At 62.3% G+C, this 25132-nt stretch carries 31 protein-coding genes; 13 read left to right on the forward strand and 18 right to left on the reverse strand.

The genetic code is table 11. From position 1 onward, the window contains the following. Nucleotides 1-5: 5 nt before the first annotated feature. From AAFO92_RS06955 to AAFO92_RS06970, 4 genes are all read right to left on the reverse strand, one after another. Entirely contained in the window at nt 6-794 is a 789-nt protein-coding gene (locus AAFO92_RS06955) for a F0F1 ATP synthase subunit A (protein ID WP_347533993.1), read from the reverse strand. After that, nucleotides 784-1128 carry an AtpZ/AtpI family protein gene (locus AAFO92_RS06960; protein ID WP_347533994.1) on the reverse strand — a complete coding sequence of 115 codons (345 nt, stop codon included), beginning with the start codon at nt 1126-1128 and terminating at the stop codon, nt 784-786. The genes AAFO92_RS06955 and AAFO92_RS06960 overlap by 11 nt, the downstream gene beginning before the upstream one ends. Nucleotides 1129-1446: 318 nt before the next feature. Next, the gene (locus AAFO92_RS06965) at nt 1447-2895 is read right to left on the reverse strand and encodes a PepSY domain-containing protein (RefSeq protein ID WP_347534326.1); all 1449 of its coding nucleotides are present in this window, start codon (nt 2893-2895) and stop codon (nt 1447-1449) included. A gap of 46 nt (nt 2896-2941) precedes the next feature. Then, a complete protein-coding gene (locus tag AAFO92_RS06970; protein WP_347533995.1) occupies nt 2942-3319 on the reverse strand; it encodes a DUF2946 family protein in 378 nt (125 codons plus the stop codon). A gap of 157 nt (nt 3320-3476) precedes the next feature. Here AAFO92_RS06970 and AAFO92_RS06975 point away from each other — a divergent pair, with 157 nt between their 5' ends. Further along, a complete protein-coding gene (locus AAFO92_RS06975) occupies nt 3477-3824 on the forward strand; it encodes a metalloregulator ArsR/SmtB family transcription factor (RefSeq protein ID WP_347533996.1) in 348 nt (115 codons plus the stop codon). Between the two features lie 137 nt (nt 3825-3961). On the opposite strand, the gene AAFO92_RS06980 is transcribed toward AAFO92_RS06975, so the two are convergent. Next, on the reverse strand, nt 3962-4843 hold the full coding sequence (locus AAFO92_RS06980) for a DMT family transporter (RefSeq protein ID WP_347533997.1): 882 nt from the start codon (nt 4841-4843) through the stop codon (nt 3962-3964). After that, nucleotides 4840-5721, reverse strand: a complete 882-nt coding sequence (locus tag AAFO92_RS06985; RefSeq protein WP_347533998.1) for a LysR family transcriptional regulator — start codon at nt 5719-5721, stop codon at nt 4840-4842. The genes AAFO92_RS06980 and AAFO92_RS06985 overlap by 4 nt, the downstream gene beginning before the upstream one ends. 129 nt (nt 5722-5850) lie before the next feature. Here AAFO92_RS06985 and AAFO92_RS06990 point away from each other — a divergent pair, with 129 nt between their 5' ends. From AAFO92_RS06990 to rimM, 11 genes are all read left to right on the forward strand, one after another. Next, a complete protein-coding gene (locus tag AAFO92_RS06990; protein ID WP_347533999.1) occupies nt 5851-6429 on the forward strand; it encodes an NAD(P)H-dependent oxidoreductase in 579 nt (192 codons plus the stop codon). 261 nt (nt 6430-6690) lie between these two features. Further along, nucleotides 6691-8190: a signal recognition particle protein gene (ffh, locus tag AAFO92_RS06995; RefSeq protein ID WP_347534000.1), complete on the forward strand. Its 1500-nt coding sequence runs from the start codon at nt 6691-6693 to the stop codon at nt 8188-8190. Nucleotides 8191-8331: 141 nt separating this feature from the next. Further along, nucleotides 8332-8901, forward strand: a complete 570-nt coding sequence (locus tag AAFO92_RS07000; protein WP_347534001.1) for a GNAT family N-acetyltransferase — start codon at nt 8332-8334, stop codon at nt 8899-8901. Then, the gene (locus AAFO92_RS07005; RefSeq protein ID WP_347534002.1) at nt 8898-9419 is read left to right on the forward strand and encodes a GNAT family N-acetyltransferase; all 522 of its coding nucleotides are present in this window, start codon (nt 8898-8900) and stop codon (nt 9417-9419) included. The genes AAFO92_RS07000 and AAFO92_RS07005 overlap by 4 nt, the downstream gene beginning before the upstream one ends. Beyond that, entirely contained in the window at nt 9416-9994 is a 579-nt protein-coding gene (locus tag AAFO92_RS07010) for a GNAT family N-acetyltransferase (RefSeq protein ID WP_347534003.1), read from the forward strand. Before AAFO92_RS07005 ends, AAFO92_RS07010 begins: the two co-directional genes overlap by 4 nt. After that, nucleotides 9987-10592, forward strand: a complete 606-nt coding sequence (locus AAFO92_RS07015) for a GNAT family N-acetyltransferase (protein ID WP_347534004.1) — start codon at nt 9987-9989, stop codon at nt 10590-10592. The genes AAFO92_RS07010 and AAFO92_RS07015 overlap by 8 nt, the downstream gene beginning before the upstream one ends. Further along, complete coding sequence (locus AAFO92_RS07020; RefSeq protein WP_347534005.1) at nt 10585-10884, forward strand: chorismate mutase; 300 nt, start codon at nt 10585-10587, stop codon at nt 10882-10884. Before AAFO92_RS07015 ends, AAFO92_RS07020 begins: the two co-directional genes overlap by 8 nt. A gap of 45 nt (nt 10885-10929) precedes the next feature. Next, entirely contained in the window at nt 10930-11352 is a 423-nt protein-coding gene (rpsP, locus tag AAFO92_RS07025) for a 30S ribosomal protein S16 (protein WP_347534006.1), read from the forward strand. A 17-nt stretch (nt 11353-11369) separates the two neighbouring features. Further along, nucleotides 11370-11999, forward strand: a complete 630-nt coding sequence (gene bluB / locus AAFO92_RS07030) for a 5,6-dimethylbenzimidazole synthase (protein ID WP_347534007.1) — start codon at nt 11370-11372, stop codon at nt 11997-11999. A gap of 3 nt (nt 12000-12002) precedes the next feature. Beyond that, nucleotides 12003-12158 (forward strand): hypothetical protein, encoded by a 156-nt coding sequence (locus AAFO92_RS07035; protein WP_347534008.1) that lies wholly within the window; start codon nt 12003-12005, stop codon nt 12156-12158. Then, on the forward strand, nt 12155-12661 hold the full coding sequence (gene rimM / locus AAFO92_RS07040; protein WP_347534009.1) for a ribosome maturation factor RimM: 507 nt from the start codon (nt 12155-12157) through the stop codon (nt 12659-12661). The genes AAFO92_RS07035 and rimM overlap by 4 nt, the downstream gene beginning before the upstream one ends. Here the strand turns inward: rimM and AAFO92_RS07045 are convergent. From AAFO92_RS07045 to AAFO92_RS07060, 4 genes are read right to left on the reverse strand one after another with little or no spacing between them, the layout of a single operon-like run. Continuing rightward, nucleotides 12658-13704 (reverse strand): serine/threonine protein kinase, encoded by a 1047-nt coding sequence (locus AAFO92_RS07045; protein WP_347534010.1) that lies wholly within the window; start codon nt 13702-13704, stop codon nt 12658-12660. The two genes, rimM and AAFO92_RS07045, sit on opposite strands and share 4 nt — an antisense overlap. Before the next feature lie 33 nt (nt 13705-13737). Further along, a complete protein-coding gene (locus AAFO92_RS07050; protein WP_347534011.1) occupies nt 13738-14595 on the reverse strand; it encodes an alpha-1,2-fucosyltransferase in 858 nt (285 codons plus the stop codon). Next, on the reverse strand, nt 14588-15346 hold the full coding sequence (locus AAFO92_RS07055; protein ID WP_347534012.1) for a glycosyltransferase family 25 protein: 759 nt from the start codon (nt 15344-15346) through the stop codon (nt 14588-14590). The genes AAFO92_RS07050 and AAFO92_RS07055 overlap by 8 nt, the downstream gene beginning before the upstream one ends. A gap of 3 nt (nt 15347-15349) precedes the next feature. After that, nucleotides 15350-16792: an aldehyde dehydrogenase family protein gene (locus tag AAFO92_RS07060; protein ID WP_347534013.1), complete on the reverse strand. Its 1443-nt coding sequence runs from the start codon at nt 16790-16792 to the stop codon at nt 15350-15352. A gap of 131 nt (nt 16793-16923) precedes the next feature. Here AAFO92_RS07060 and AAFO92_RS07065 point away from each other — a divergent pair, with 131 nt between their 5' ends. Further along, nucleotides 16924-17580 (forward strand): peroxiredoxin, encoded by a 657-nt coding sequence (locus AAFO92_RS07065; protein WP_347534014.1) that lies wholly within the window; start codon nt 16924-16926, stop codon nt 17578-17580. A 79-nt stretch (nt 17581-17659) separates the two neighbouring features. Here the strand turns inward: AAFO92_RS07065 and AAFO92_RS07070 are convergent, their stop codons facing one another. From AAFO92_RS07070 to AAFO92_RS07105, 8 genes are all read right to left on the reverse strand, one after another. Beyond that, nucleotides 17660-17917 carry a DUF1127 domain-containing protein gene (locus tag AAFO92_RS07070; protein WP_347534015.1) on the reverse strand — a complete coding sequence of 86 codons (258 nt, stop codon included), beginning with the start codon at nt 17915-17917 and terminating at the stop codon, nt 17660-17662. 156 nt (nt 17918-18073) lie between these two features. Continuing rightward, nucleotides 18074-18664, reverse strand: a complete 591-nt coding sequence (locus AAFO92_RS07075; RefSeq protein ID WP_347534016.1) for a hypothetical protein — start codon at nt 18662-18664, stop codon at nt 18074-18076. Further along, on the reverse strand, nt 18661-19509 hold the full coding sequence (locus AAFO92_RS07080) for a carbon-nitrogen hydrolase family protein (RefSeq protein ID WP_347534017.1): 849 nt from the start codon (nt 19507-19509) through the stop codon (nt 18661-18663). The genes AAFO92_RS07075 and AAFO92_RS07080 overlap by 4 nt, the downstream gene beginning before the upstream one ends. A gap of 3 nt (nt 19510-19512) precedes the next feature. After that, nucleotides 19513-19926, reverse strand: coding sequence for a hypothetical protein (locus tag AAFO92_RS07085; RefSeq protein ID WP_347534018.1), 414 nt, complete (start codon nt 19924-19926; stop codon nt 19513-19515). Nucleotides 19927-20001: 75 nt separating this feature from the next. Next, complete coding sequence (locus AAFO92_RS07090; RefSeq protein WP_347534019.1) at nt 20002-21366, reverse strand: FMN-binding glutamate synthase family protein; 1365 nt, start codon at nt 21364-21366, stop codon at nt 20002-20004. Between the two features lie 57 nt (nt 21367-21423). Next, the gene (locus AAFO92_RS07095) at nt 21424-22293 is read right to left on the reverse strand and encodes a GXGXG motif-containing protein (protein WP_347534020.1); all 870 of its coding nucleotides are present in this window, start codon (nt 22291-22293) and stop codon (nt 21424-21426) included. After that, a complete protein-coding gene (locus tag AAFO92_RS07100; RefSeq protein ID WP_347534021.1) occupies nt 22281-23150 on the reverse strand; it encodes a glutamine amidotransferase in 870 nt (289 codons plus the stop codon). Before AAFO92_RS07100 ends, AAFO92_RS07095 begins: the two co-directional genes overlap by 13 nt. A gap of 152 nt (nt 23151-23302) precedes the next feature. Further along, nucleotides 23303-24778 carry a glutamine synthetase family protein gene (locus tag AAFO92_RS07105; protein ID WP_347534022.1) on the reverse strand — a complete coding sequence of 492 codons (1476 nt, stop codon included), beginning with the start codon at nt 24776-24778 and terminating at the stop codon, nt 23303-23305. Nucleotides 24779-25132: the final 354 nt, after the last annotated feature.

Below are 25132 nucleotides of genomic sequence, written 5' to 3' on the forward strand. Positions count from 1 at the left end.
TGCCCTTAGTGGTGCGGATGCAGCGCATCCTTCAGGTACACGCAGGTCAGGATCGTGAAGACATAGGCCTGAATGAACGACACCAGCAGTTCGAGCGCGTAGATCGCGGTGATCGCGAGGATCGACAGCGGCGTGACGACCAGCCCGATACCGGTCGAGATCAGGATCATCGGCGCGAAGGCCGCGAAAACCTTGATCACCGCGTGACCGGCCATCATGTTGCCGGCAAGACGGATCGAGTGGCTGACCGGGCGCACGAAATACGAGATTACCTCGATCAGCGCCAGAATGGGCCGCAACGGCAGCGGCGCGGCGCTGATCCAGAACAGGCTGAGGAATCCCATCCCGTGCTTGACGAAGCCCAGAACGGTCACGGTCAGGAACACCGCCATCGCCAGCACGGCCGTGACCGCAATATGGCTGGTGGTGGTAAAGGCGCCGGGGATCAGGCCCAGCATGTTCGAAAAGACGATGAAGACGAACAACGTCATGATGTAGGGAAAGTAGGGCAGCGCCTCTTTCGAGGCGACATCCTCGACCATCTTGCGGATGAACCCGTAGCAGAGCTCGGCAACCGACTGGATGCGCGACGGCACGATCGAGCGGCCCGAGGTGCCCAGAACCAGCAGCGCGATGATGCAGATCACGGTGATCGCCATCCACAGGGTCACGTTGGTGACGGTGAACAGGCCGACCCCGCCATCGCCGAAAAGCGGCTTGACGATAAACTGATCCATCGGGTGGAAAACCAGCTCTGCGCCTTTTTCTGCGGCATCGTGCGATTCAGTCGCCATCTTCTGTCCTCTCGTCATCACCCGGTGCGGGTGCGGTCTCTTTCTTCTGCTGGATTTCCGCGGCGCTGCGCATCATCGTCTTGATGCCCGCGGCAAGGCCCAGCAATGTAAAAATCACGAGGAAGATCGGGAGTGTCCCGAACAGGCTGTCCAGCCCGTACCCCATGCCGAAACCGATCAACAGACCGGCCACCAATTCGATCACCATGCGCCAGGCCAGATGCGCCTGGGAATAGTGCGTTTCCTGATGAGGCTTCGGCGCGTCCTTCGCCTTCAGCGCGTTGATCCTTGCCTCAAGCTGCGCCAGGCGCTCGCTTTCGTCCGGCTCTGCCACGCGGATTACCCCCTTGAAACGGTTGCCCTTTGCTATGCGGGCGCGCGGATTGAGTCAAGCTGGGCCGACGGCACCGATGTCGCAGATTAAAATACTGTTTTTAAACGAAAATGTTTGGATCGCTTGAATCCGCTTGGCGCCTGGAGACGCCCGAACAGGCCTGAATCCCCGAATTCACCATATTCAACCATCTGGTTTAGTTTATGGCCAGCCAGACCAGCCGCCAGCACGTGCCATTGCGCCGCTGTCGGGCTTGCAGGCGGCGCCAAACCCGTTCCGCCGCATCCGATGGCGCGGCGGAACGGATGGTTCACCTCCTCAGGAGACCAGGCGCTGCAATCCCGGAAGGCGGGAGATGACCAGCAGGTCCAGCGCCATCAGCGCAAGCAGCGTGATCCCGGCCATTGGAAACGCCAGCGACACCAGCAGACCGACAAGCACGGCGCCTTTCCACAGCGGCATCGAGGACGGCATCGGCGGCGCGGCAAGGCGCATGACCCCGGCGGGGCGGCGCATCCACCACATGACGATCGCACTGACGCACAGGAAGATCACGGTCAGGCAGACAAGCGTGTTGGCCAGAACCGACCACAGGCCAAGCGTGCCCATGTGCAGCGCGATACCAACGGCCATCGCCTTGCCCGCCAGCGAGTAATCCGCGAAACGCACATCGGCCAGGACCTGGCCCGAATAACGATCCACATGCACCGTCCGGTCCGCGGTCGGGTCGGGGCTGTCATTGCTCATCGAATCGCGGGCGAACGTCCAGACGCCGGTTTCACCCTGCGGTGTGCTCAACTGGTAACGGCCGTCGAAACCGATCTCGCGTGCAAGGGCGTCCATCTGGTCGAGTGTCGGGTTGAGCGCGGCCGCCGCATCCGTGACCGCACCGGCCGCAGCCGTTGCGGCCCCCTGCGAGCCACCACCATGTTCCGCGTGGGCGTCGGATGCCGGCATCGGCGTGAGTTCAAGCGCCCACGGGACCTCCTTGCGGCCACCGTTCAGGCTGGCATGGGTCATGTCCGACAGCGGCGCACCCCATTTCTCGGCGGGAAACTGGCTCCAGGCCTGTGTGATCTTCTCGCCCCACACGCCGGTCCAGGCAAGGCCGGAAATCAGGAAGAAGATCAGCACGGTCGAGATCCAGAACCCGGCCGCGCCATGCAGCGATTTCCACAGGTTTCGACCGCGGCCAACCGCCGGAAACAGGGCGGCGCGCCATCCGCCGCCCCGCGGCCACCACATGTAAAGCCCGGTGGCGATCAGGACCATGCCAAGCGAAGCCGCGATTTCAATCATCCGGTCGCCGGTGACACCCAGCATCAGACTGCTGTGCAGATTGTCCATGAAGTCGTACCAGCCGGAACGCCGGGGGTAGATCTGCAAAAGCGTTCCGTCATAGGGATCGACGGCAACCATGTGCGCCGCGCCGTCGCGGTCAACGCGGAACACCGCCGCCATGTCGTCGCGATGGGGCGAAAGATAGGTTTTCAGCGTACCGCCCGGCACGGCCTCGACCGCCACATCGGCCAGTGCCGATACGGCCAGCGTCTGTTCCTGCGGTACAACCGCGATACGCTCGCCATCGCGGCCATCCAGATAGGCCAGCCACAGCATGGTCAGCCCCGTCGCGGCCAACATGAGGAAAAAGGGAATGATGTAGAGGCCGGCGTAGAAATGCCACCGCCACGCGGCCTTGTAGCACTTGTGAGATTCCGGGGTGTCAGGCACCCTATTCGTCACGGTGTTTCCGTCGATCGAGACCATTGGTCCCTCCATTATCTGATCTTTTCTTGAGTTGGTTGGGGTCAGATCAGACCGTGGGCGGGGCCCGCGCCGGATAGGGGGTGACGGCCTGACGATGCGGCGCAAGGTCACGATCCGGAGATGCAGACCGGATACCGCTGATGCTGATCGGCGGGATTGGTCCAGAGATGACCGGCAGGCACAGGTTCTGGCCCAGAAGCGACCAGCCGCAATCGGCGCTCTCACGCGGGGTATCAATCGGTGCACCGTTCTCGTCGACGATGACGGTCAGCGGCCCGTCGCCGGTGCACAGGACAACCTCCAGGCCGCTGGCGCCACGCACTGCCATCGTGCCGTGCGGAAACGCAGACATGACCACCAGCGGCAGCAGCAGGAAAACCGCGATTGCCAGATGCCGAAGGGCGCTATGGGTACGACGAGACATGTCCTGCTGGCTACGTAATTTGCCAGGGCACGGCCAGATTTTTCTGATTTTTCGCGCGATATTTGTATTCACCGCACGGCGGAATGAACGATCACGCAACGAATCGCCGGGAATTCGGGAATTGACCCGGGCTTTGCATTGCCCCTAGGTGGAAGCCATGTCCGACCCGCTCGATACCGTTTTTGCCGCCATGGCCGATCCCACGCGCCGCGCGATCCTGGCGATGCTGCTGGAAGATGACATGGCCGTCACCGATGTGGCCGAACCGTTCGAGATGTCGCTGGCGGCAATTTCCAAACACCTCAATATCCTCAGCCGCGCCGGGCTGATCAGCCAGGAAAGGCGCGGTCGGGTAAAATGGTGCAAGCTGGAGCCGGACGCCATGAAGGCGGCCAGCGTCTGGATGCAGGGTTTCGGCCAGTTCGAACCGGTCAATCTGGACGCGTTCGAGAGGTTTCTCGCGGCCGAACTGACGCCCGGTGGCTCAGAGGATACCCAAAAATAAGGCGCCGATCGCAACGATCAGGATGATGCTTTCGATGTTGATCACTTTCCGCCCCCCATTGTGCAGCGCATTGTGTCTACACGCCGGACATTTCCCGCATAACGGGAATAGTAGAACGGTTTTCCCCGCCGACGACCCTAGTGCTCATCCTTGAGCAGCATGAGCAGGGCCAGAACGGTCAGGCCCACGCCCACAAGCAGCAGACCACGTGGCAGCCCGTGACCCAGAGCCGCCTGCCAGCAGATAACCCAGCTGGGCGTCAGATAGGTGTAGGCCATCACCTTGGCGCTCGGGAGCCTGAGCGAGGCATATTGCAGCAAGACGAAAGTCGCGGCGGTGGCAAAGACCGCCGTGTAGGCAATGGTGATCCAGACGATGGCCGGGAGGGATGTCCAATCCGTCGCGCGGATATCGCCCCACCCGGCCAGCGCGATCAACAGCGCCGCCCCGGCCATCGCCCCGAAGGAAAAGACCACTGGCGGCTCTCCCCGGTTCAGCCTGCGCACCAGCGGCGTATAAAACGCATGGGCCACGCAGCCCACGAAATAGATCGCCTCGCCCCGCCCCACCTGAAACGCCAGCAGCGCCTGCATATCAGCACGGAAAATGACCCAGAGCGCGCCCGCCGCCCCGACCGCCAGCGCCAGAGCCATGCGCCGCGTGGTGACCTGGCGCAGCAACACGTAGCCAAACAGCCCCGATATCACCGGCGTCAGGGTAAAGACCGCCGAGGCCGAAACCGGCGGCGCGGTTTTCAGCCCCTCGAACATCAGCACGAAATAGATGCCCATGCAGGCACCCATCAGAAGATAGCGCCAGGGGGCGGCCAGGGCGCCGCGGGAAATCCCGGTCGTGCCCAGCGCAACCGCCCCCACCAGCACCGACGCCAGCACGAACCGCACGGCATTCAGGGCCGTCGGTGCCACATGCGGCGCCGCCATTGATCCAAGCGCGAAAGAGCCCGCGATCAGGCCCGAAAAGCAAAGCATCGCCAGATGCCCGCGAAGGGCCTCGGTCATGCGGTTTCCCACGTCTTGGCGCGTTCTTTCAGGAAACTCAGAAAGGCCTGCACCTTGGTGGTCCGATGCAGATCCATGTGGGTAACAAGCCACAGCGGCGCCAGCCATTCCTCCTGGGGCGCGTGAACCTGGACCAACCCGCCCAGCTCGGCCGCGTGATGCTCGGACATGAAGCCGATCCCGATACCTTCCTGCACCGCACGGCGCAACGCATGCACGTCACCGCTGCGAAAGATTACCCGCTCGGGCGCGACATGTTCCCGCAGCCACTTGTTGAACGGTGCGCGCGACTTCGGATCGTCGGTACCGACAAAGCGATGGCTGTCATACGCCGCCGCCCCCTCCGGTATCCCGTGCCGCGCAATGTAGGCTTCGCTCGCATAGAGCGCGAATCTCTGCTTCAGGAATGTCTGCACCACGTTGTCGGGCTGGTCCGGCACTGAACCCGCACGAATGGCCACATGCGCCTCGCCATATTCCAGCCGGAACAGGCGATCCCCGGTCAGATAGCGCACGATCAGATCGGGATATTCTTCCTGAAAGTCTGCAAGTACCGGCACCAGCAAGTGGCTCAACCCGCCCAGGGAGGTCACCACAAGTTCGCCGCTGACCGCATCGCCCTGTCCCTTGATCCGCCCGGCCAGCTGGCTGAACTGGTCATCCGTCGCCTGTGCCACGCGCAGCAGGTCATCCCCTGCCTCGGTCGGCGTGTAACCCCGCGCATGGCGCTGAAACAGGCGCACGCCCAGCCGGTCCTCTAGCGCGTCGATATGGCGGATGACGGTGGCATGATGCACGCCCAGCACCTCGGCCGCGCCACTCACCGTGCCGATCCGTGCCACATTATAGGCGGTTCTGATTTCGTCCCAGTTTTCCATCTGTCTCTCGTGGTTCGCGTATGCGCAAATTCGCACATATCTTGTTATATTTCACCCATTGAGTTCAAAAACGCAATAGGCCATTTTCCCGTCAAGGTCAAAGCGACACTCTTGAAAAGGACTTCTGAAATGTCTCACACGGTTTTGCATGTTGACGCCTCTGCCCGTTTGAACGGCTCCACCACGCGCCAGCTGACGGCACAGATTGTTGAAAAACTCGGTGGCAAGGTCATCCACCGCGATCTGGCAGATGCGCTGCCCCAGATCGACGAAACCTGGGTCAATGCCAATCTTACGCCGGCTGACAAGCGCACCGGCACACAGCAGCAGGCCCTGGCCCTGTCCGACGCGCTGATCGCGGAAATCAAGGCGGCGGATACGCTGGTGATCGGCGTCCCCCTCTATAATTTCAGCGTGCCGACGGCGCTCAAGGCATGGATCGACCAGATCGGCCGTGCCGGGGTTACGTTCAGATATACCGAAACCGGCCCGGAAGGCCTGATGGAAGGCAAACGTGCCATTCTGGCCGTCGCCACCGGCGGCACCTCGGTCGGCTCGGACATCGACTTCGCCACGCAATACATGCGCCACTTCCTGGGTTTCATCGGCATCACCGATGTCGAAATCGTCGCGGCTGACCGGCAACTGGTCGATGCCGAACAGGCGCTGTCGGGCGCTCTGGCTCAGATCGACGCCTTGGCAGCCTGATATATCCCCCTCCTCCCTGCCTCATTCCCCCGGTGCCACCGCATCGGGGGTCTTTTTTGCCTGCGCATCTGCGCCTTGACTCACACCGTTCGCGCGCCTAAAAGCCGCGCAACTCCGGGAGTTCGTCAAAGCTTCCGGTCCCATGGGATATTCCCGGGATCGCCCTCCGTCAGCGCGTTGCGCCCACGGGGGCCTTTTTGATTTGAACCGTCGCCCCTAGATTGGCGGCAAGGACGTAACCGGCATAGGAGGCTTTGGGCCATGTTTGAAAATCTATCCGAACGCCTCTCCGGCGTCTTTGACCGGCTGACCAAGCAGGGCGCCCTCAGCGAGGACGACGTCAAGACCGCCCTGCGCGAGGTGCGCGTGGCACTGCTTGAGGCTGACGTGTCGCTCCCGGTCGCCCGTGAATTCGTCAAGAAGGTTCAGGAAGAGGCCACCGGCCAGGCGGTCACTAGGTCGATTACCCCGGGCCAGCAGGTCGTCAAGATCGTGCATGACGCGCTGGTCGATACGCTGACCGGCGAGGGTGATCCCGGCGCGCTCAAGATCGACAACCCGCCCGCGCCGATCCTGATGGTCGGCCTGCAGGGTTCGGGCAAGACCACCACCACAGCCAAGCTGGCCAAGCGGCTCAAGGAAAAGGACGGCAAGCGCGTGCTGATGGCCTCGCTTGACGTCAACCGCCCGGCGGCGATGGAGCAGCTCGAAATCCTCGGGAACCAGATCGGCGTCGACACCCTGCCGATCGTCAAGGGCGAGGATCCGGTCGCCATCGCCAAACGCGCCAAGACCCAGGCCAGCCTTGGCGGGTATGATGTCTACATGCTCGACACCGCCGGCCGGCTTCATATCGATGCCGAGCTGATCCAGCAGGCGGCGGATGTGCGCGATATCGCCAACCCGCGCGAAACCCTGCTGGTGGTCGATGGCCTGACCGGTCAGGACGCGGTCAATGTCGCTACCGAGTTCGACGACAAGATCGGCGTTTCCGGCGTGGTCCTGACCCGGATGGACGGGGACGGGCGCGGCGGCGCGGCGCTCAGCATGCGCGCGGTCACCGGCAAGCCGATCCGCTTCGTCGGCCTGGGCGAAAAGATGGACGCCATCGAGACCTTCGAGCCCGAGCGTATCGCTGGCCGCATCCTCGGCATGGGCGACATCGTCAGCCTGGTCGAAAAGGCCCAGGAAACCATCGAGGCCGAACAGGCCGAGAAGATGATGAAACGGTTCCAGAAGGGCCGCTTCAACATGAACGACATGAAGATGCAGCTTGAGCAGATGATCAAGATGGGCGGCATGGAAGGCGTGATGGGCATGATGCCCGGCATGGGCAAGATGGCCAAGCAGGTGCAGGATGCCGGTTTCGACGACAGGATCCTGAAGCAGCAGGTCGCGCTGATCCAGTCGATGACCAAGATCGAGCGCGCCAACCCGCAGATCCTTCAGGCCAGCCGCAAGAAACGCATCGCCAAGGGCGCGGGAATGGAAGTCTCCGAACTGAACAAGCTTCTCAAGATGCAGCGCCAGATGGGCGACATGATGAAGAAGATGGGCAAAGGCGGGATGCTGAAACAGGCGATGAAGGGCATGTTCGGCAAAGGCGGCCCCTCGCCCGAGGATATGGCTGCGGGCATGGACCCCAAGGCGCTGGAACAGGCGGCGAAACAGATGGGCAAAATCCCCGGTGGCGGGCTGCCCGGCCTCGGCGGCGGCATGTCCCTGCCCCCCGGCCTCTCGGGTTTCGGCAAGAAGAAATAGCGCCATGCTTTCATCGTTCCACAAATACTCCTGCCGGAGGCTCCCGTCCTCGACACCCGCGTCAGCGGTCGCGGCAGGGTATTGCGTGGACAAATCGCCGAAATCAGCCGCGCGGCAGCGCGACAACTGGATCGCGCCGTCATGAGTCTCACTCTCACCATTCCCCGGCTGGAGACCGACCGGCTGATCCTGCGCGGACCCGAAGCTCGGGATTTCGACCCGATTGCGGAGTTCTACGCCGATGAACGCCGCTCCTGGGGATTTGGCGGGCCGATGAACCGCGCCGACGCCTGGCGCTGGCTCGCCACCTCGGTCGGGCACTGGGCGTTGCATGGCTATGGCTTCTTCACGATGGAGCTGAAAGAGACGGGCACCGCCTGCGGCCTGACCGGCCTCTGGAATCCCGAGGGCTGGCCCGAGCCGGAACTGGGCTGGATCCTCTTCCAGGGGTTCGAAGGCAAGGGGCTCGCCCGCGAGGGGGCGGAGCGGGCGCGCGAATGGGCCTATCTCGATCTCGGGATGACCACGCTCACATCGAATATCAAACCCGGCAATGACCGCTCTGTCGCGCTGGCGGAACGCATGGGTGCATGGTACGAACGCACCTATCACAACGTGCATTTGGGCGAGGATCTGCTTTATCGGCACCCGGCACCTGCGGCGCTTGGGATGACCGGCGGCACGACATCCAGGCCGGAGGCGACCGCATGACGACCGCCTGCCAAGTTCCGACCATCAATACCGACGACCTGATCCTGCGCGAATACCGCGAAACGGATTTCGAGGCGTTTGCCGCCTTCGGCGCCTCCGAGCGGGCGCGTTTCGTCGGTGGTCCACAGGACCGCTGGAGCAGCTGGCGGTCCTTCATGGCGGGGATCGGCCATTGGACCCTGCGCGGCTACGGCATGTGGATGGTCGAGCATCGCCAGACGGGTCGTGTGGCGGGCCGCGTCGGCATGATCTTCAACGACAGCTGGGATGAACCGGAGCTTGGCTGGCACATTTACGATGGCTTCGAGGGCAAAGGCTATGCGTTCCAGGCCACGCACGCCGCCCGGGCCTATTCGGCCGAACATTTCGGTCTGGACGCGGTGATCTCCTATATCGACCCCGAAAACACGCGCTCCGTCGCGCTGGCCCGGCGGCTCGGCGCGCAGTTCGAACGCGAAGGCCGGTTGCTGGGTACCCCCTGTCACATCTATCGCCACCCCCGCGAGGTGCGTCGATGAAGATGCCCTGCGAAACACCATCGACCGGACCCGCGGCGGCCATCGCCGCCGGGCTGGCGGCGCGGATCCCTGAACTGCACACCCCAAGGCTGCGTCTGCGCGCGCCCCGGATCGCCGATTTCGACAGCTATGCCGGTATTGTCACCGGCCCGCGGGGGGCACATTTCGCCCTCACGGGCCGCGACGAAGCCTGGCTTGACTTCAACCAGATGGTCGCGGGCTGGGTGCTGCGCGGCCACGGGCTCTGGACGGTAGAAGATCGCCAGGGCGGCCTTCTGGGGTTCGTTCTGCTCGGCTTCGATCCGGAAGACCCCGAACCGGAACTCGGCTATATCTTCAGCGAAGCTGCCGAAGGACAGGGGTATGCAACCGAGGCGGCAACCGCGGTCCGCGACTTTGCCTTCGGCAGGCTCGGCTGGCCGACGCTGGTCAGCTTCATCAGCCCCGGCAACACCCGTTCGATCGCCCTGGCCGAACGGCTGGAAGCCTATCCCGACGGCCAGATCGACGATCCCGCCGGCGGCCGGACGCTGATCTATCGTCACCCGGCACCGGGAGGGCACCAGAATGCCTGATGGTGCTATTCCGACCCTCGAAACACAACGCCTGGTGCTGCGCAGCCCGAAGCCGGAGGATTACCCCGATTTCAAGGCCACCTTCACCTCGTACCGCTCCCGCTTCATGGGCGGGCCGCTCAACAAATACGAGGCCTGGATGCTCTATGCCGCCGAAATCGGCCACTGGAACATCCGCGGCTACGGCATGTGGATGATCCACGACAAGAATACCGATGAGACGCTCGGCATGGCCGGCGGCTGGTTCCCGGCGGCCTGGCCCGAGCGCGAAATCGCCTGGATCATCTGGCCCGAAAAAGCGGGCCGGGGATATGCGCTTGAGGCGGCACATGCCGCGCGCGGGTATCTCTACGCCCAGTTGGGATGGGAAGGTGCGGTCAGCTATATCGACCCGAAGAACCTCGACTCCATTCGCCTTGCCGAACGTCTGGGCGCGGTGAAGGACCACGAGGCGGCCACCATCGACGGCAACGACGCGGTCTATCGTCACCCATCACCTGCGCAATTGCGCTCCAGCCAGATTTCCGACGGGATCGAGCTGGAGATCAGCCATTATTGCGACCCGCTTTTCAAACCGAAAGGAATGCCCGTTGACTGATGAACATTCCCAGATCGCCGCGACGCTGCTGAAAGAGCACCGCGACAGCATCGACCGGCTCGATGCGGTGCTGGTCTATACGCTGGCGGAACGGTTCAAGCACACGCAGGCGGTCGGGCGGCTCAAGGCCAGCCACACCCTGCCCCCTTCTGATCCGCTGCGCGAAAGCCAGCAGATCGAACGGCTTCAGCGCCTGGCGCTGGATGCCGATCTCGACCCTGAATTTGCCACGAAGTTCCTGAACTTCATCATCGGCGAAGTCATCCAACACCACAAGAAACACCAGGAATGACGGGGCATTCGCCCCTCAAATAGCTAGGATATAGGAGAAAACACCATGGCTATGAAAATTCGTCTCGCCCGCGGCGGCTCGAAAAAACGTCCCTTCTACCGCATTGTTGCGACCGACTCGCGGATGCCGCGCGATGGCCGTTTCATCGAGAAACTGGGCACCTATAACCCGCTTCTGCCGAAGGATAGCGAAGAGCGCGTGAAAATGGACCTGGAACGCGTTCAATACTGGCTGGGTCAGGGCGCACAGCCCACCGACCGGATCAGCCGGATGCTGGAAGCCGCCGGCGTCCTGGAGAAGAAGGAACGCAACAACCCGCAAAAGGGTGAACCTGGCGCCAAGGCGAAAGAGCGTGTAGAAGAGAAAGCCGCCAAGGCCGCCGCCGCAGCCGAAGCAGCCGCCGCTCCGGCCGAAGAAGAAGCCCCCGCCGAGGAGGCACCCGCCGAAGAAGCGGCAGCGGAAGAGTAAGACAGGCACAAGCTGGAATGTCGCAGTTTTCCCAAGACTTCCAGAAAGACCTGCAAAACCTGATGCGGTGGCGGCGTGACGTGCGCCGCTTCCGCACGGAGGCTGTGGACGAGGCTGTGCTGACGCAGTGCCTCGACAGTTTCCTTTTGGCCCCGTCCGTCGGCCTCAGCGAACCGTGGCGCGTCGTGCGGGTTCAAAGCGCCGAAAGCCGGCAGGCGGCGCTGAGCAATTTTCAAGCCGCCAATGCCGATGCCCTGGCGGGCTATCACGGTGACAAGGCAAAGCTCTATAGCGGGCTGAAACTCTCGGGCATGCAGGAGGCGCCGGTACAACTGGCGGTTTTCTGCGCTGACGAAACCGCCAAGGGCGACGGGCTGGGCGCGGCCACCATGCCCGAAACGCGGGCCTATTCCGTGGTCGGTGCGATCACGCAATTCTGGCTGACGGCGCGGGCGGCCGGACTGGGCGTGGGCTGGGTGTCTATTCTGGACCCCGCGCAGCTTTGCCATGATCTGGATACGCCCCCCGACTGGCGGCTGGTGGCCTATCTCTGCGTCGGCTGGCCCCAGCAAGAAACCCTGACCCCCGAACTGGAAACCGCCGGCTGGGAGGCCCGCCGCGGCACCCTGCCGATCGAGGTGCGCTGAGAGATGTTTCGCCCCGTCCGCACCCTGATAACGCTGGCGATGGTTTTTGTCGCGGGCGTCTTCTATGAACGGTTCCAGCATGGTGAACGCTGCGTCGCCGCCGGCGGCGAGATGCAATCAGGGCTGTGCACCGGGGCAAAACCGGAGACAAGCGAATGAATGACAAGGGGCGTATCTGTGTCGGGGCCATTGCCGGCGCCTTCGGCGTGCGGGGCGAGGTCCGGCTGAAAAGCTTTACCGCCGTGCCCGAGGACATCGGCGGATACAGCCCGTTATATTCCGAAGACGGTCAGCAAAGCTTCAGCGTCAGCCTGATCGGCCAGACCAAGAACGGGTTTACCGCGCGCCTGACCGGCATTCAGACCAAGGAACAGGCGGATGCGTTGCGCGGGATGCGGCTTTATGTCGACCGCGATGTCCTGCCGGCATTGCCGGATGACGAATATTACCATGCCGACCTTATCGGGCTTGAGGTCTACGACACCGGCGGCACCTTGCTGGGCCGGGTCGCAAACGTGCTGAACCACGGCGCCTCGGACCTGCTTGAAGTGAAACCTGACCTGGGAGAGAGCGTGCTGCTACCGTTCACCATTGCCGCCGTTCCCACTGTCGATCTGGCGACCGGCCGTATCGTCGCCGATCCGCCGGAGGGCTTGTTCTAGCGACGCAAGACCCGATCCGTCAGGTTAAGGCGCCCGGCGACAATTGGCCTGAGCGCGGCGGCAAGCACCGGGTCGTCAGCCTGCAGCATTTCCAGTTCGTCCAGACGGTTGGTTGCGATCAGGTTCAACGCGTCCTCCCGCACCGCGCCCTCGGCGGTCCGCGGCAGGGACTTGACCGGCTGAATCAGTTCCGGCCTGGGCTCGGGCGCCAGGGCACGCAGCGCGGCCACCGGCAGATCGCACTCGACAAACGCATAGAGCCCGACCCCCTTGGCCGGCAGCGCGTAGGTGTGCAGCGCCACCCCGGTCACGCGCGGGTCCGCGGTCAGCGCGGCGATCAGGGCGGGGCCATCCCGGCTGATGCGGTCCTCGGTGCCTTCGCCATCGGACCAGTTCATCAGCCTGCGGGTGATGAAATTGTAGAGCCGTTTTCCCGTGGCCATCCAGATCCGCGCAGGCAGGGCCTTGGTGGCCAGCATCCGGTGCTCGGACGCGGTCAGCAGCTCGGGCGCATAGGCGCGTTTCTGTTTCAGCAGATGGCGCAGATCCTCGCGCGCCATGGTGCGAAACAATACGCCCCGGCGGCGGTGGACCGAGGCGAGTTGAAAATCAATCACCGCGGCGCGGCCATCCGGCGTCATCAGCCAATTCTGCGGCTTGGCAATGTCGTTATGGGTGACCCCCGCGCGACGCATCTGGCGCAACAGCCTTTTGGCATCGCGGTACCAGGCGGGATCGGTGGGCTTGGCCAGCTGCAATGGCGTGCCCTGCGTCCAGCTGCGCAACAGCCCGGTCTTGTCCACGCGCACCAGCACCGGCGTACCGTCGATCCCCTGCACGGCCCGCAGCCCCCTGATCTCCTTGCGGGCCAGAAACCAGGCGATCGGCCGGACATAGAATGGCACGCCGTCAAGTTTGCGCAAGACCACCGGGAAACCGGGGACACCCTCAAGCGTTCCCGAAATCGTCTCGGAAAAGATATCGCGCTTGTGCACGGTCCCGGGCACGAAGCGGGCGTTGGCGATCTCTGTATCGGGCATCATGGTCAGCGTCTTAGAGGCTTTGCGCCGCCGGCACTAGAGGCGCAGCCACTCTTCCGGGCAGATATCGGGGTTGCTGAGCGCGTCCTTGGCAAACCAGTCCTTCGGAGCGACAACCAGTCTACCCGGATGCGCGTTCAGCCAGGCCCCCCACCAGGAAAAGGTGGAATTGGCGATCACGTTATGGGCGCAGAGCGACATCAGGCGCAGGTCGAAATGGCCGGTTTTCTCGTCGTTGAGATCGACGAAGACACTCTCTTGCCCCAACTCGAGGTTGTCGCGTGCCCAGGCGGGATCGTTGGAGATCACGAAACAGGTAAGCGGCCCGCCCAACTTGTCCGCCAGCAGGTCGGTGGCGGCCCGGTAATATTCCGGCGAACAGGCCGCGTAGCTGCCAGAGGCGATGTAATCGCCACGCCGCACATGCAGGGCCACGGGGGTGGGTGCGGTGGCGATCTGCGCCGCCATCTCGGCATTGGCGGGGTTCAGGTCGGTCGTGAATTCCAGATCCTCGCGAAGCTGGTCGCAGATCGCCGCAAAATATCTCTGCGACTGCCAGTAACCATGCAGGTAGGTATTGGGCGGCAAATCGAAAAACGCCGGGTCAAAACCCAGCCCGCTTTCACGGTAAAATTTCGGGTCACGTCCGAATTTGCGCCAGAGGCCATAGCGCAGGGCGCCGTCGGATTTTGCCGGCGGCAGGTCGGCATCGCGGGTGAAACGGGCGTTGCTGAAATGCTCGAAGCAATCGCCCCTGTCAGCGCTGCCCGCCACGTAACGTGAATCGAGCACCAGATCGCACCCCAGATGATCGGCCAGCGCGCGCCCGGCGGCATATTGAAAGAGCTGGTTGCCAGCCCCGCCGAATAGGCGCGAGATAATGCGGTCAGCCATGCAACCCACCCTCCTTCGGCGCCTCGCTGCGACGAGAAAGTCGCTTGACCGCGCGGCGATACAGGCCGCGCGAAACCTCTCTTCGGACCTTTTCGATCAGCGGTTTCCGCCCGCCCTGAATGGTCGATCCATCCAGCGTCCCGGCAATTTCAAGAACACCCGAGGGCAGCACCATCGCCGGGCGCAACCCGGTATGCCAATGACTTTGCACGAACGTATCGACCGGGCGGTCGATGACCTGGGAGCTGTTCAACAGATGCTGTGCCGCCTCCTGGCTGACCATCTGCGCGGTGGTGCGCAATCCGCCCAGTTCGGGCACGACCAGCGCGCTGCCGCCGGCCGTATCCACCAGCGTCGTTGGTCCCCCCTGGTTGCGTGTCTGAAACTGGATGTACCCAAGCCTGTCGATATATTGCGCGGCCAGCTCCAGCGCCTTTGGAAACACGTCCAGATCCAGCCCGGCGTCATCTTCGATGATGAACGCCGCCGGAACCCCACGCCTGACAATCTCGGCCCACATCTGCCGATGGCTGAGGAAACACCCGATTTCGCCTGTCTTCAGGCCAAACGGATAGCGCGGATCGAACACCTGTTTTCGCACCACGCCCGCCAGATCGGCAGAGGACAGCGACGCGCCGTCAACCGCGGGCCAGATTTCGGCATCCAGCCCGCATTTTTCCTTTAGCTCAAGCGCGTTTGCCCGGCGTTTCTCCGCGCGGGTCAGATGCAGAACAAAAGCGCCAAGCTGCATCAATCAGGCGTCCGGGGTCCAGCCCGAAACGGCCTTGACCTCGACAAAATCCTCGATGCCCCAGGTGCCGCCCTCGCGCCCGTTGCCCGATTGCTTCATGCCGCCAAACGGCGACCCGGCAGAGCGGGGCTTGCCGTTCATCTCGACCATGCCGGACCGCAAGGCGCGCGCCAGGCGGTTGGCGCGGCCCGGATCGGAGGTCTGGACATAGTTGGTGAGGCCGTAAGGGGTATCGTTGGCAACCGCGACACCGTCTTCCTCGGTGTCGAAGGGCATGATCGACAGGACCGGGCCAAAGATTTCCTCGCGGGCGATGGTCATGTCGGGGGTCACGTCGGCAAACACCGTGGGCTTGACGTAAAACCCGCGGTTCAGCCCGTCAGGCCGCCCGGTGCCGCCAGCGACAAGACGCGCCCCCTCGTCGATACCCTTCTGGATCAGGTCCTGGATCTTGTTGAACTGCACCTCGTTCACGACCGGGCCCATGTGGCGGCCTTCGTCGTGCGCCGAACCGACCGTGACCTTGTTTGCCACCTCTGCGGCGGTTTCGACCGCCTGGTCGTAGATCTCGCGCTGAACCAGCATCCGTGTGGGTGCGTTGCAGGATTGTCCGCTGTTGTTCATGCAGTGCAGCACGCCGCGCTTGACCGCCTTTTCGTCGGCATCGGCAAAGATCAGGTTGGCGCCCTTGCCGCCCAGTTCGAGGCTCACGCGTTTGAGCGTGTCAGCCGCCGCCTTGGAAATCAGCTTGCCCGCACGCGACGACCCCGTGAAGGAAACCATGTCGACATCCGGATGCGCGGTCAGCTGGCTGCCAACGCCCGCGCCATCGCCGTTCACCAGGTTGAAGACGCCCGGCGGCAACCCGGCCTCGTCCAGTATCTCGGCAAAGAGGATGGCGTTCAAAGGCGATTCCTCGGACGGTTTCAGCACCATGGTACAGCCCGCGACCAGCGCCGCAATGACCTTGAGCGTGACTTGGTTCATCGGCCAGTTCCACGGTGTGATCAGCGCGCAGACGCCAACCGCCTCATGAATGATCCGGTCGTTCGGCGCGTGATCACCCAGGGGCGCGTCAAACTCATAGGCTTTGGCGGCGGTGATGAAATTCTTGATGTGCCAGCTGCCCGACGTCACCTGTTGCTGACGCGACATGTCGATGGGCGCGCCCATTTCAAGACTGATCGCCTTGGCCATCTCCTCGGTATGCGTGTTATAGATGTCCAGAATACGTTCGGCAGCAGCGATACGTTCTGCCGGAGAGGTCGCCATCCAGCCCGGCAATGCCGCCTTGGCGGCGGCAACCGCGGCATCCGTATCCGCCTGGGAACCCAGGGAAATAACGGCGCAGGGTTCCTCGGTCGACGGGTCGATCACATGGTGATCATTTGGCTGGCTGGGGGCCACCCAGGCGCCGTCAATGTAGAAATCGCGTTTCTCGATCATGGTTGACCTCCGTGAATTTTGCGGCACTGTGTCAGGGGACAAGCCGGCCTGCAAGGCCGGAAATATGTGATTTCAAGTATAGATCAAGTTTCGAAACAGACTGACCGAAACACCAGAGAGAGGACAAGACGATGGCTCTGCGCATCAACGATACGGCACCTGATTTCACCGCGGACACGACCGAGGGCAAGATCAACTTTCACGAGTGGATCGGCGACGGATATGCGGTCATGTTTTCGCATCCCAAGGATTTCACGCCGGTGTGCACAACCGAACTGGGCACGATGGCGGGAATGACGCAAGAGTTTGCCAAGCGCAATGCGAAGATCATCGGCATATCGGTTGACCCGGTCGAGGATCACCACCGCTGGAAGGCCGATATCAAGACCGTGACCGGTAATGACGTCAGCTATCCGATGATCGGCGACCCCAAGCTGGAAGTCGCCAAACTGTACGACATGCTGCCGGCCGCGGCGGGCGACAGCTCGGAGGGGCGGACCCCTGCGGATAACGCCACCGTACGCACCGTCTTCATCATCGGGCCCGACAAGAAGGTAAAGCTGAGCCTGACCTACCCGATGACCACCGGGCGGAATTTCGATGAGATCCTGCGCGCGCTGGATTCGATCCAGCTGACCGCCAATCACCAGGTTGCCACGCCTGCCAACTGGAAACATGGCGAGGACGTGATCATCACCCCGGCGGTGTCGAACGAGGATGCAAAAGAGCGGTTCGGCGAGTTCGAAGCGGTTCTGCCCTATCTGCGCAAGACCAAGATGCCGGGGTAAGCTGCGAAAGGCGGTTAACGGGCCGGGCAGCGGGTATCGCCGATATCCACCGCCCGGCAATGAATGGCCTCAGGCGCACCTAGCGGTAGAGCCGCATGATGGCCCGGGCTTTGGTATCGGCAACCCTTTCAAGCCTGCTGGCCTGCAATTCCGAACGGTGCAGCCCGATATCGGCAAGCTGCGCGTCACTGTGATAGGACAAATGCTCGATCGCCGCCCTCGAGGCTCGGGCAGCCCGGATCGTGGCCATTGCATCGGCCATGCGGGTCATCAGGCCGCGCGGCGTAAAATCGCGCGCATGCGTGGGGTTTGTGCGGAAAGTATCAACTTGTGTCATCGTAAAAGGTCCTTCTAAAAATACGATGACGAGGGGTTAATGGGCCCGTGTTTCAGTTTGTCGCCGCCGGCACGATAATCGTGTTTCAATCATTTCAGAGACAGCGCCGGGCCGGGCAATCACGCCGCACCGGTCTTCTGCCCGAAAGGCATCTTGTCACTTGTAAGCTGGATCCGAGCTGCTCGCGGCCCAGGCGGGCTCGAACCCTAGCACCTCCGTATCCGGAGGAAGGGCCGGATTGAAAAGCTTGTTATGGGCGATGGTGGCCTGATGCAGCAGGTTATGCGGTGCCAGCCGCCAGACCTTGCAGGATAGGTCGAATTTCTGCGCATAGGCATCAAACAGCAGGCGGCATTCGCCTGCCGAGTGGATCTGCGCGGCACCGGGTGAACCGGGCGGGAAGGTCGCCGTCAGGATGTCCGAGAACTCCTCGGCCTTTTGGTAATATCCCGCTGCCAGAAACCGCAAGGCGGCATCCCGGCGCTGAGCCGGGTCGTTGGTCTTGGCCGACATATGGGTAAGCTCGGCGGTCACTGAATAGGCCGGGGATTTGCTCATCACCGTGATGATATGGCCCATCGGCTCGGCATCGCCGGGCAACATCACACCCGGCATGATGGCATCGTCGGGCCGCCCGTCCTGATCGCGCATCGACATCTGGCGCACCCGGCATTGCCAGCGCAGAAACGCCTTGCGCAGGGGATGATCGGAATAGCTTTCGCCCAGTTGGGAGGCGACGGAACTCATGCAACATTCCTTTTGGTATCGGTCGCGAACGTGAAGGGCCTGTCATGGGTCAGGCTGGGGATACGGGCCTGGGTCTCGGCCACCTTGTCGAGGTCGATGCGCGCCTGGACCACACCGGGCAGGGTGCCGCCATCGCTGATGACTTCGCCCCAGGGGTCGACCACCAGAGAATGCCCATAGCTTTCGCCGCCGCCCGGCACCGGGCCGATGGCACAGGGAGATATCACGAAACGCGTGGTTTCGATCGCACGGGCACGGTTGAGGATATGCCAGTGCGCTTCGCCGGTCTTGCGGGTGAACGCTGCCGGGCAGATGATGATCTCGGCACCCGCCTGCGCCAGCCGGCGAAAAAGATCGGGAAACCGAAGATCGTAGCAGATCGTGTGGCCGATCCGGGCGAAGGGCGTGTCGTGGATAACAGCGGCCTCGCCGGGGCTGACACAGGCGCTTTCGCGGTAGATTTCCGTTTCCGACAACTGGATGTCGAACATGTGGATCTTGTCGTACTGCCCCCGGATCTTGCCGGTATCGTCCAGCATGTAGCCGCGGTTGATGATCCGCCCGTCCGGGCCGTCTACGGCAATCGAGCCAAGGTTGACCCAGACCTTCTTGCGCGCGGCGAAGTCCTGCATCGCCTGCAGAAACGGGTGCGCCTCGGCGGGTGCCGAAGGCGGGGTGACGCGCGGGCCGTCGGTTTTCAACCCGCCGCAATATTCCGGCAGGAAAAGGATATCCGCGCCCGCCGTGACCGCCGAGGTGGCCAGCGGCATCGCCTCGTCCAGCGCCGATGCGAATTCGGGCATCGGCCGAGTCTGGAGACAGGCGATATCAAGCGGGCGCGACATAGTTCAGAACTTCATATACGCCTTGCGCAGATTGACCAGCGGATGGCGGTCCGACATCTGGAACTTCAGCAGAAGTTCGCGCGCGATCATGTCGCGATCCTGCTGGTTGTCCGGCAGTGCGATCGAATCCGGCACCCGGATCCAGCCGTTATTGTTCCGGTCGAACACCGCGGGCATGCCTTCTTCGTAGCCCATGTGAACGTCTTCCAGCCAGTTCAGGTCGTCCCAACCCATCACCTCCATGTATTTTTCCAGGTAAGGGGTGATGCGGTTGTAATCGGGCACAAGGTTCACATCGTAGCGATAGCCGATATGCTGGCCGATTTCCTTTTCGCGCTCCGAGCCGAGCCCGTCAGCGTCTTTCAGGAACTGATCGACATCGGTGATCTCCGAGCCGCGGTACTGTGTTCCAGCCATTTTGTTTCTCCTTTCGGGTGGTGAGTGCCACCCCACCCTGCGCGATACCGGCAGGGCGGGGCTTCGGCTCACCTCTTACAGGTGGTGATAGTCTTCGATGCCGACCGTGTGGCTGGTGCCCGCAAGCGGCACACCGGCCATGGCCGAGGCTTCCATCGTCAGCGCCGCCAGATCCTCGGGCTCCAGCGAGTGGAGGTAGGTCTTGCCGCAGGCACGGGCGAAAAGCTGCGCCTCGATGGTGAGCGTGTGCAGGAAATTGTACACACGTTCCGCCGCCGCATCGGGATCCAGACGCTCGCGCAGTTTCGGATCCTGCGTTGCCACGCCGACCGGGCAGCGGCCCGTGTGGCAGTGGTAGCAGTAGCCGGGCTCGGCACCGATTTCCTCGGGGTAGTTGGCCTCGGGGATATCCTTGTTGCAGTTCAGCGCCATCATCGCCGAATGGCCGATGGCGATGGCATCCGCGCCAAGCGCGATGGCCTTGGCAACATCGGCCCCGTTGCGGATACCGCCCGCATAGACCAGCGTGATCTCGCCTCGTTTGCCCAGATCGTCGATCGCCTTGCGGGCCTGACGGATCGCGGCCATGCCGGGCACGCCGGTATCTTCGGTGGCAAGGTGCGGGCCGGCACCGGTGCCGCCTTCCATCCCGTCGATATAGATGCTGTCCGGGTCACATTTGACCGCCATCCGCACGTCGTCATAGACACGGCTCGCGCCCAGTTTCAGCTGGATCGGGATCTGCCAGTCGGTGGCTTCGCGGATTTCCTGGATCTTCAGCGCCAGGTCGTCCGGTCCCAGCCAGTCGGGGTGACGGGCGGGCGAACGCTGGTCGATCCCGGCGGGAAGCGAGCGCATCTCTGCAACCTGGTCGGTCACTTTCTGACCCATCAGGTGACCGCCAAGGCCCACCTTGCAGCCCTGACCGATGAAGAATTCGCAACCGTCGGCCAGAACCAGGTGGTTCGGGTTGAAGCCATAGCGCGACTGGATGCACTGGTAGAACCATTTCGAGCTGTAGCGGCGCTCGTCCGGGATCATCCCGCCTTCGCCGGAACAGGTTGCCGTGCCGGCCATCGTCGCGCCCCGGGCCAGCGCCGTCTTGGCCTCGTAGCTCAGCGCGCCAAAGGACATGCCGGTGATATAGACCGGGATGTCAAGTTCCAGCGGTTTCTTGGCCCGGGGGCCGATCACCGTCTTGGTCTCGCATTTCTCGCGGTAGCCTTCGATCACGAACCGCGTCAGCGTGCCGGGCAGGAAGGTCAGGTCATCCCAGTGCGGGATTTTCTTAAACAGCGAGAATCCCCGCATCCGGTAGCGGCCAAGTTCGGACTTGATGTGGATGTCATCCATCACCGCGGGCGGGAAGATGAAGCTGTCACCGATGCGGTTCACATCGCGCGCCAGCGCTGGTTTTTTGGGCAGATCTCCGTCAGCCATGTTGTTTTCCTTTCCTTGAGGGAATGGCGCAGCCCCCGCGAGGGGGCCGGGGCCCAATCACAGAATGAGTTTCTTCTCGGAAGGTTCGAGGTTGTCGTAGTTCCAGAGCTGCTTGCCGGCGACCACCTTGGTGAAATGATCCACCCCCTTGTCGGGCATCAGGCCGTATTGCGTCAGCTTGCGCTTGAGCCAGGCCTTGTCGAGATCGGTCAGTTCCGCCTCGACCGCGTCAACACCCAACGACTTGATTTCACCGCCGACAAAAATGGTGCCGTCATACATCGAGTCGCCAAGGTTCTTGCCCGCATTGCCGCACACAACCATCCGCCCGCGCTGCATCATGAAGCCCGAAAGCGCGCCGGTATCGCCACCGACGATGATGGTACCGCCCTTCTGGTCGATGCCTGTCCGCGATCCGACCGAGCCACGGCAGACCAGATCGCCGCCGCGAATGGCCGCACCAAAAGTGGATCCGGCATTCTTTTCGACCAGCACCGTGCCCGACATCATATTTTCGCCGCACGACCATCCCACGCGGCCGTTGATGCGCACGTTCGGCCCGTCGATCAGGCCCACGCCGAAATAGCCGGTCGAGCCCTCGATGATCAGGTTCAGGCGGCTGAGGACACCCACACCCAACGAGTGCTTGCCGCGCGGGTTCTTCAGAACGATCGTCCCGTACCCCTCGGCCATCAGCTCGCGGATTTTCGAGTTCACCTCGGTCGTGGTCAGGTCGTCGGTATCGATCTCGGTCCGCTTGTTGAAATCGACATCGGGCGCCCAAGGATAGGTGAAACGCTCGGTCGCGTCCGGGTCAAACTCGATATAGAGTGACTTGCCGGTGAGTTGTTCGGTGCGCATACCCAGGGCGGTCACCCGCTCCTCCTGGGTCATCTGCTTGAGTTCTGCGTCGCTTACGCTTGCCATACCCGGACCTCCTCGTCATAGGGATCTGTTGTGTCAATCTCTTCGGGAAGGATCGCGCGGATCGCCACCTCTTCCGAGGCCATGGCGATCAGATCGTCCGATTCATAGAGAACCAGCGGTTTCGCGGCCATCGTGTCCTTGGCCATGCCCAACTGGTCCTTGGTGGCGACCAGATAGGTGAACACCCCGTCAATTTCCTGAATCGACTGGCGCAGGCTGTCTTCGAGCGAGATGCCGTTGGCCAGGTTGTGCGCCGTGTAGACCGCCAGCAATTCGCTGTCACAGTTCGACATGAACCGATGGCCCTTGCGCTCCATCTCGCGGCGCATGATCCAGTAGTTGGTGATCTGGCCGTTATGCACGACGCTCACATCGTTATAGGGGAACGCCCAGTAGGGGTGCGCCGACTTGATGTCCACATCCGACTCGGTCGCCATGCGGGTATGGCCAATGCCGTGGGTGCCGTTGAAGTCATTCAGCCCGTAGGCTTCGGCAACCACCGACGCATCGCCCAGATCCTTGATCAGCTCCAACCCGTTGCCCATCGACAGGATCTCGACGCCCTCGGTTTCTTCGATATGCGTCGCCATTTCGCCGGTGTCGCCGTCATGGCTCAGCACGTAGCGCAGCGAATATTCGCGCGGGGCCTCTTTCGATTTGATCTTGGCGCCATGCTCTTTGAGGATCTCTTCGACCTCGGCGATGCGCTTTTCGATCACCGCGTGAATGCCGCGGCCGCGGTCCATATCCTCGGCTTCGGCCACCTTGAGGCGCATCACGTAGTCGCCTTCAACAGGTTCTCCGTAGACCGCGTAACCGGTGCTGTCCGGCCCACGGTGTTTAAGAGCTTGCAGCATCGCGGTCATTTCCGATCCGACGTTTGCGCTTTTGCCCTTATGTATCAATCCAGCAATTCCACACATCTGGATACGCCTCCTTCAAGTTGGCTGGTTCATCTTCGGAAAGGGCGGCAGGCGCTTGAGAACCTGCCGCCAGGTTTTGGAATGCCTCAGGGAAGACACTCCATATACCTGTCATTGTCCCATTCGGTCACGGTGGACATGAAGCGTGCCCACTCGTCGAACTTGTACTCATGATACAGTCGGTACATTTCACCCGGCAGGCCGCGTTGCACGACCTCGCTGTTCTGGAGGAACTCCAGTGCCTCACCCAGCGACATCGGCAATTTCTTGACCTGCTTGCCGGCTTTGATCGCCTCATAGATGTTGCGCTCTTCCGGCTCGCCGGGATCAAGCTTGTTGTCGATGCCGTCATCCATTGCCGCCAGCAGGGTCGTGCCCATCAGATAGGGGTTCACCATCGAGTCGACCGACCGGTATTCGAACCGTCCGGGCGCCGAGACACGCAGGCCGGTGGTGCGGTTCTGGAAACCCCAGTCGGCAAAGACCGGCGCCCAGAAACCCGTGTCCCAAAGCCGACGGTAGGAGTTGACGGTCGACGATCCGATCGCGGTCAGCGCCTGCAGGTGGTGAACCACGCCGCCGATCGCCTCAAGCCCTTCCTTCCCGGGCATCTGCGGATCGTCATCATCGGGCATGAAGGTGTTGTCGCCACCTTTCACGTACATGTAGTTCTCAGCCATGCCCGGCAGATCGTCCGGGTCATTGCCGCATTTGACGAACTCATCCTCGCCGCCGCGCCAGAGGCTCATGTTGTGGTGGCAGCCCGAGGCCGACACGCCCTCAAACGGTTTGGTCATGAAACAGGCGAAGATGCCGTTTTCACGCGCCACCTGGGCACAGATCTGGCGATAGGTGGTCAGACGGTCGGCATTGCGCAGCACGTCGTCGAACATCCAGTTCAGTTCCAGCTGGCCCGGCGCATCCTCGTGGTCGCCCTGGATCATGTCCAGGCCCATCTGACGGGCATAGCGGATCACCTGCATACTGACAGGGCGCAGCGATTCAAACTGGTCGATGTGATAGCAATAGGGCTTCGAATAACCGTCCTTAGGCTTACCGTTCTCATCGAACTTCAGCCACATCATTTCCGGCTCAGTGCCGATACGCAGGCTGCGGCCGTGCTTCTTTTTGAAGTCCTCATGCATCCGGCGCAGGTTACCGCGGCAATCGGATGTCAGATAGCCGCCGGGATTTTCCTTTTCCTCGCGATTGCGGAAGAGCGTGCAGTAGAACCGGCCGATCTGCGGCGCCCAGGGCAGCTGCATGAAGGTCTCCGGTTCGGGGATCCCGACCAGCTCGGCGGCTTCGGGACCATAGCCCAGATAGTTGCCCGCGCGGTCGGTAAACAGGTTTACCGTGGCACCGTAAACCAGCTGGAAACCTTTCTTGGCAACGCTTTCCCAGTGATCCGCGGGGATGCCCTTGCCCATGATCTTGCCGGTCACCGATACGAATTGCAGATAGAGATATTCGATACCCTTGGCATCGATCATCTTGCGAACTTCTTTGATCTTCTCGTCGCGTCCGGGGGCTTCGACGAATTTTTCGAGATCTGTTGCCACTGTTTTAGTCTCCCTGATTATGTCGCCCGGATCGGGTCTGGAACCCGGCCCTGGCGGTTTGGTTCAGCTCCTTTTGAGAGAGCCGTTCGGCGCCGGCCTGCCACCAAAGACAGACCGGCTGGATTCAATTGGTATACATGCAAATGAAGGTTTCGCCGGGCCCGCACTGAAATTTGCGAAATGCGGCATCTGGCGGGGAAGCTGGATCGCAAGGGCGCGAATGACAGAACACGACCAGAGCATCGAGGCGCCAAGCTTCCATGTACCGGACCCACCGTGTATACCTGCACGGCAGATCAGGAAATCGCCTTGATCCCTTAACGTCATCTGAGCAGGCTCCCTAGGTTAGATTAG

The organism is Roseovarius sp. CAU 1744 (assembly GCF_039839345.1).
In the GTDB taxonomy this organism is placed as follows: domain Bacteria; phylum Pseudomonadota; class Alphaproteobacteria; order Rhodobacterales; family Rhodobacteraceae; genus Roseovarius.

Excerpts from the sequence above, each read along its gene's own strand:
- AAFO92_RS06955 (WP_347533993.1), bottom strand. The coding sequence starts at position 794 with ATGGCGACTGAATCGCACGATGCCGCAGAAAAAGGCGCAGAGCTGGTT.
- AAFO92_RS06965 (WP_347534326.1), bottom strand. The coding sequence starts at position 2,895 with ATGGTCTCGATCGACGGAAACACCGTGACGAATAGGGTGCCTGACACC.
- AAFO92_RS06970 (WP_347533995.1), bottom strand. The coding sequence starts at position 3,319 with ATGTCTCGTCGTACCCATAGCGCCCTTCGGCATCTGGCAATCGCGGTT.
- AAFO92_RS06975 (WP_347533996.1), top strand. The coding sequence starts at position 3,477 with ATGTCCGACCCGCTCGATACCGTTTTTGCCGCCATGGCCGATCCCACG.
- AAFO92_RS06980 (WP_347533997.1), bottom strand. The coding sequence starts at position 4,843 with ATGACCGAGGCCCTTCGCGGGCATCTGGCGATGCTTTGCTTTTCGGGC.
- AAFO92_RS06985 (WP_347533998.1), bottom strand. The coding sequence starts at position 5,721 with ATGGAAAACTGGGACGAAATCAGAACCGCCTATAATGTGGCACGGATC.
- AAFO92_RS06990 (WP_347533999.1), top strand. The coding sequence starts at position 5,851 with ATGTCTCACACGGTTTTGCATGTTGACGCCTCTGCCCGTTTGAACGGC.
- ffh (WP_347534000.1), top strand. The coding sequence starts at position 6,691 with ATGTTTGAAAATCTATCCGAACGCCTCTCCGGCGTCTTTGACCGGCTG.
- AAFO92_RS07000 (WP_347534001.1), top strand. The coding sequence starts at position 8,332 with ATGAGTCTCACTCTCACCATTCCCCGGCTGGAGACCGACCGGCTGATC.
- AAFO92_RS07005 (WP_347534002.1), top strand. The coding sequence starts at position 8,898 with ATGACGACCGCCTGCCAAGTTCCGACCATCAATACCGACGACCTGATC.
- AAFO92_RS07010 (WP_347534003.1), top strand. The coding sequence starts at position 9,416 with ATGAAGATGCCCTGCGAAACACCATCGACCGGACCCGCGGCGGCCATC.
- AAFO92_RS07015 (WP_347534004.1), top strand. The coding sequence starts at position 9,987 with ATGCCTGATGGTGCTATTCCGACCCTCGAAACACAACGCCTGGTGCTG.
- rpsP (WP_347534006.1), top strand. The coding sequence starts at position 10,930 with ATGGCTATGAAAATTCGTCTCGCCCGCGGCGGCTCGAAAAAACGTCCC.
- bluB (WP_347534007.1), top strand. The coding sequence starts at position 11,370 with ATGTCGCAGTTTTCCCAAGACTTCCAGAAAGACCTGCAAAACCTGATG.
- AAFO92_RS07035 (WP_347534008.1), top strand. The coding sequence starts at position 12,003 with ATGTTTCGCCCCGTCCGCACCCTGATAACGCTGGCGATGGTTTTTGTC.
- rimM (WP_347534009.1), top strand. The coding sequence starts at position 12,155 with ATGAATGACAAGGGGCGTATCTGTGTCGGGGCCATTGCCGGCGCCTTC.
- AAFO92_RS07045 (WP_347534010.1), bottom strand. The coding sequence starts at position 13,704 with ATGATGCCCGATACAGAGATCGCCAACGCCCGCTTCGTGCCCGGGACC.
- AAFO92_RS07050 (WP_347534011.1), bottom strand. The coding sequence starts at position 14,595 with ATGGCTGACCGCATTATCTCGCGCCTATTCGGCGGGGCTGGCAACCAG.
- AAFO92_RS07055 (WP_347534012.1), bottom strand. The coding sequence starts at position 15,346 with ATGCAGCTTGGCGCTTTTGTTCTGCATCTGACCCGCGCGGAGAAACGC.
- AAFO92_RS07060 (WP_347534013.1), bottom strand. The coding sequence starts at position 16,792 with ATGATCGAGAAACGCGATTTCTACATTGACGGCGCCTGGGTGGCCCCC.
- AAFO92_RS07065 (WP_347534014.1), top strand. The coding sequence starts at position 16,924 with ATGGCTCTGCGCATCAACGATACGGCACCTGATTTCACCGCGGACACG.
- AAFO92_RS07070 (WP_347534015.1), bottom strand. The coding sequence starts at position 17,917 with ATGACACAAGTTGATACTTTCCGCACAAACCCCACGCATGCGCGCGAT.
- AAFO92_RS07075 (WP_347534016.1), bottom strand. The coding sequence starts at position 18,664 with ATGAGTTCCGTCGCCTCCCAACTGGGCGAAAGCTATTCCGATCATCCC.
- AAFO92_RS07080 (WP_347534017.1), bottom strand. The coding sequence starts at position 19,509 with ATGTCGCGCCCGCTTGATATCGCCTGTCTCCAGACTCGGCCGATGCCC.
- AAFO92_RS07085 (WP_347534018.1), bottom strand. The coding sequence starts at position 19,926 with ATGGCTGGAACACAGTACCGCGGCTCGGAGATCACCGATGTCGATCAG.
- AAFO92_RS07090 (WP_347534019.1), bottom strand. The coding sequence starts at position 21,366 with ATGGCTGACGGAGATCTGCCCAAAAAACCAGCGCTGGCGCGCGATGTG.
- AAFO92_RS07095 (WP_347534020.1), bottom strand. The coding sequence starts at position 22,293 with ATGGCAAGCGTAAGCGACGCAGAACTCAAGCAGATGACCCAGGAGGAG.
- AAFO92_RS07100 (WP_347534021.1), bottom strand. The coding sequence starts at position 23,150 with ATGCTGCAAGCTCTTAAACACCGTGGGCCGGACAGCACCGGTTACGCG.